Source organism: Isoptericola sp. NPDC056134 (assembly GCF_042264825.1).
In the GTDB taxonomy this organism is placed as follows: domain Bacteria; phylum Actinomycetota; class Actinomycetes; order Actinomycetales; family Cellulomonadaceae; genus Isoptericola; species Isoptericola nanjingensis.
In genome coordinates this window covers 1-1,645 of the sequence record NZ_JBHJVM010000064.1, presented here as the reverse complement: position 1 = coordinate 1,645, position 1,645 = coordinate 1, and the positions used below count along the sequence as shown (strand labels likewise).

General features: G+C 67.5%; 1 protein-coding gene and 1 pseudogene. Both read left to right on the top strand.

What is annotated here, in order from left to right:
- A pseudogene (locus ACFCZN_RS21250) lies at positions 1-902 on the top strand (hypothetical protein); the annotation flags it as partial.
- Positions 903-1,223: 321 nt separating this feature from the next.
- Positions 1,224-1,616 carry a hypothetical protein gene (locus tag ACFCZN_RS21245; RefSeq protein ID WP_430558085.1) on the top strand — a complete coding sequence of 131 codons (393 nt, stop codon included), beginning with the start codon at positions 1,224-1,226 and terminating at the stop codon, positions 1,614-1,616.
- Positions 1,617-1,645 lie beyond the last annotated feature (29 nt).

Here is a 1,645-nt window from a genome sequence, read left to right as displayed (position 1 = left end):
GAGACACCGTGACCTACACGATCACGGCAACCAACCCGACCAACGCGGACTACCCGGGTGCGAACCTCACCGACGACATGTCGAAGGTGCTCGACGACGCGACGATCGTGACCTCCTCGGTCCACGCCAACGTCGGCACGGCAACGTTCGACGGGGTCCACACCCTCACATGGCGCGGCGACGTCCCGGCCGGCACGACGGCGACGATCACCTATCAGGTGAAGGTCGCGACCGACGGCCGCGGAGACCATCGAATGACCAACGCGGTCGTCCAGGTCGCCGACGATGACGGTGGCGATCCGAACGGCAACTGCCCAGCTGCGTCCACCGACCCGAACTGCGTCTCGGACGTTCCCACAGGGGCTCAAGACCCTGCCCTGACGATCACCAAGAACACCGACACGGCCACGGCCGAGCCGGGCGACCACGTCGGTTACGTCATCACGGTGACCAACCCGACCAACGTCGAGTACACGGACGCGCACCTCAGCGATGACCTTGCGAGGATCCTGGACGACGCCACCTTCGACCCCGGTTCGGTCCAGGCAAGTACCGGTCAGGTCGGCATGACGAAGGGCGTCCTGGGCTGGTCTGTTGACCTCGCCCCGGGCGCGACCGCAACCCTGCGGTACACCGTGACCGTCAACCACCCCGACACCGGTGACCGCAAGCTGCTCAACACCGTTGTCGCGGACCCGGGCACTCCCGGCACGAACTGCTCGCCGTCGTCACACGACAAGGGATGCACCACGAGCACCGAGATTCGCCCTGCCGGCGGTGACGGAAGGTCGGGGCTGGCGATCACGGGCAGCGACACGGCGTTCCTCGCCCTGGGGGCCGTGGTGCTGCTCGCGGCCGGTGGCGGCATCGTCGTCAGCGCGCGCCGCAGGCGCACGAGCTGAGGTCACGGGTGCTCCGGGTCACGCTGACCCGGAGCACCCGCTCGTCAGGCTGGCAGAAGCTCTGGCAAGGACTGGCGAAACACGCGCCACAGCTGCGAGTAACCGCGCCAAGACGGACGCGTTCGACTCCTCAGTGAGCCGACCGAGTTCGCCCACCAGGACGAACCGGACGGCAACAGATGCTCTCACCAATCCGTCGCGGCGACTCCCGCCCAGGACCGGCCACTCCTCCGGCAGTGCACGCGAAGGCGTGCTCCCTCTCCTGCGATCACCCCTACAGGACTGATCGCGCGCGCTCGACAAGACATTTGGAGCAGGAACGTGGACCTGGACGATGCCCGTCTGCGCGCCGTGACAGTGCGCGTGCTGCAAAGTGCCCGGCGTATTGGACTGAGTACGCGCGAGGTACGCGACCGCCGCGACGAAGTGGCCAAGGAGCAAGCTCTGGTGTTCCGCCAGCTCGACGGCTACTCCCGTCCTGCGGCCCCAAGTGCCGGCGTCTTCGTGCTGGAGCACCACCCACCAGCCAAAGGCCGCTACCGCGCCGAGCTGCTCGCCGAACAGGAACGTCTCGAATCCGAGCGGGAGCTTCTCGAGCTCGCGATCCGGCACCTTTCCGACGCGCCCATCACCGGACACTCCGCACCGCCCGGCACTTCTGGCCAGGGGCCCGATCGCATCCCCCATGCACGAACAATCGGAGACCAGCAGTGACCAGCACTTCACGCGGACGGGGCCAGGAC